Annotated in this window: 3 protein-coding genes; all 3 read left to right on the top strand. The window is 43.1% G+C overall.

Annotation, left to right across the window (positions count from 1 at the left end; translation table 11 throughout):
• Window positions 1-377, top strand: a 377-nt coding sequence (locus BLQ87_RS33050; RefSeq protein ID WP_143010627.1) for a phosphopantetheine-binding protein, incomplete at its 5' end; no start/stop codon positions are given.
• 4 nt (window positions 378-381) lie between these two features.
• On the top strand, window positions 382-1206 hold the full coding sequence (locus tag BLQ87_RS33045; protein ID WP_074613155.1) for a phytanoyl-CoA dioxygenase family protein: 825 nt from the start codon (window positions 382-384) through the stop codon (window positions 1204-1206).
• A gap of 1 nt (window position 1207) precedes the next feature.
• Window positions 1208-2859, top strand: a 1652-nt coding sequence (locus BLQ87_RS33040) for a condensation domain-containing protein (protein ID WP_245723978.1), incomplete at its 3' end; no start/stop codon positions are given.

Raw genomic sequence — 2859 nt, 5'->3', positions numbered from 1 at the left:
CGCTCACCACTAATGGAAAGGTCGACAAAAAGGCACTGCCGGATCCTGACGGCCTGGGTTTGTCGTCCGGTGTGGAATATCTGGCTCCCCGTAATAATACGGAGGAACGCCTGCTCCTGATCTGGCAGGACATCTTAGGACGGGAGCAGATTGGGGTAAAAGACAATTTCTTTGACCTGGGCGGACATAGCTTAAAGGCGGTAAGGATCATTTCCCAGATAAAAAAACAATTTAAACTGGAATTAAATATAAAGGAATTGTTTTATGCCCCGACAATTGAAGGGGTTGCTGCCAACATCGACAGCATATTATGGCTTCAGGAGGATAAAGCAGCCCAAACAGAACATACTACCGATCAGGAAACGTTAATTTTTTAAACAGATGGATTTAACAACAGCACAGCTAGACTTTTATAACGAGAACGGATATTTGGTCATTGAAAATTATCTGTCAGAGAAAGAAATAGAAATATTAAACCTGGAGTTGCCAAAAACAATTGAAAAAGATTCTCCAAGAATTATTTTAGAAGATAATGGAACTGTCCGTTCAATTTTTGCGCCTCATTTTATCAATGAAACCTATCTGCGTCTCAGTAGGCTGGAAAGGTTTGTTTTGCCTTCAAGGCAGCTGATCGGGAATGATATCTATCTACATCAATATAAGATAAATACGAAAAAAGGCCTGAAAGGTGATTGGTGGGAATGGCATCAGGATTTTCCTTATTGGCATATAGATGACGGGATAAAGGAGCCTGAAATGATTTCTGTGATGTTATATCTTCAGGATACAGATTCTTCAAACGGAGCACTTTTGCTCATTCCAAAAACGCATAAACTGGGAATCGTGAAATTTGCGGACAAAGGTCCGGCCAAAGGGCCCTTAAAATATACCGACCATTTAAAAAACAGAGATTACCTGTCTTCTTTAAATGCAGATATCAAGTTTACGATTGACCATGATTTGCTAAAAGATCTGGCGATTAAAAATGGTATTGTGACGGTTTCAGCGAAAAAGGGATCCATACTCTTTTTTCATGGGAATCTTTTTCATGCCTCCAATATTAATTTATCTCCTTTCGACCGGGATGCGGTGTTGATCACTTATAACAGTATCAATAACCTTCCGACAAATACGGAAAATCCAAGACCAGAATACCTGGTCGGAAGCGATTATAGTCCAATTCAAATTCTTGAGCCCACGATATAACATGGATGTAAAAAATATAATCCAGGAGCTGGAAAAATACAATGCACGCATTTATGTTGAAGATGGAAATCTAAAAATAGATTGTGAGAAAGGCCTCATTGATGATCAGTTAAAACGCTTAATAAAAGCAGAGAAGGATAATCTGATCAATTATATTAACCTGATACGTGGCTACAGTTTTTCGCCGATCCCTTCTGTTTCGCCTGCAGACAGTTATTTATTGTCGTCCTCACAACGGCGCCTATGGGTTTTAAGCCAGTTTGAAGAAGGTAATGTGGCTTATAATATGCGTGGTGTGCATATTTTTGAAGGAGAGCTGGATCCGGTAGGTTTGGAATCTTCCTTTCTAAGTCTGATTGCAAGGCATGAGATTTTGCGTACCGTTTTTCGTGGGAATGGGGAGGGAGATCCCCGTCAGTATGTGCTTACTGCGGAGGAGCTGGGATTTCATCTGCTGCAACAGGATCTGAGGGAATTGCAAGACCAGGACCTGAAGGTTGCTGATCTGGTGCGTGGGGATTTTGAATGTCCTTTTGATTTGGAAAAAGGTCCTTTGCTGCGTGCAGGTTTGTACCAGCTGGCAGATAACCGCTGGATTTTCACCTATGTAATGCACCACATCATCAGTGATGGCTGGTCAATGGGGATATGGATTAAAGAATTGTTCTTGTTTTACAATGCCTATATCAATTCAGAAGAGGACGCGCTGGCTCCTTTGAATATCCAGTATAAAGATTATGCTGCCTGGCAGCAGGAACAGCTGCGGGGAGATGCCTTGTTGTTACATCAGAATTACTGGATGGAGCAATTTTCCGGTATGCTTCCTGTGCTGGAGCTTGCCGGAGAAAAGACCCGCCCTGCTGTAAAGAGCTATCGTGGAGGAGACATCCGCGCAGCACTACCGGCGGAGTTGAGTAATGGCCTTCGTTCCTTAACCCAGGAACATGGAGCGACCCTGTTTATGGGACTTCTGACTGCTTTAAATGCCTTGTTGTACCGTTATACGGGGCAGGAGGACATCATTGTCGGCAGTCCGATTGCCGGTCGTGAACATGCCGATCTGGAGGATCAGATTGGTTTCTATGTAAACACGCTGGCTTTAAGAAGCCGTTTTAGCGGTAAGGATAGTTATCGTGAATTGCTGGCCCAAACCAGACAGGTGACGCTGGCTGCCTATGAACATCAGGTTTACCCTTTTGATGAACTTGTTGAAGCGCTTGACTTAAAGCGTGACATGAGCCGGAACCCTTTGTTTGACGTGCTGATTGTTTTGCAGAATCAAACCGCTGGAACGGAAGTCATGAATGAAACCGCATCTTCAGCAAATAAATTGACGATAAAGAACTACCAGGGAGGAAATCATGAGGTGAGCAAGTTTGACCTGACCTTTAGCTTCAGTGAGTCGGGAGCTGAGATTAACCTGGGAATTGAATACAATAGTGATGTGTTCAGCCGAAATGAGGTGTTGCAGTTGTCCGCTCATTTTACACAATTGCTGGAAGAAATGATTGCTGCTCCGGATGTTTCGATCAGTCAGCTGGATTACCTGAGCACTGCAGAGCAGAAAATAATATTAGCAGACTTTAATGCGACGGAGGTTCGCTATGCGGAAGATAAAACGGTGATCGATTTATTTGAAGCGCAGGTCAGGAA

Origin of the sequence: Pedobacter steynii, assembly GCF_900103665.1 — a bacterium.
Classification (GTDB): Bacteria; Bacteroidota; Bacteroidia; order Sphingobacteriales; family Sphingobacteriaceae; genus Pedobacter; species Pedobacter steynii.
This window is presented reverse-complemented; position numbering and strand designations above follow the sequence as displayed.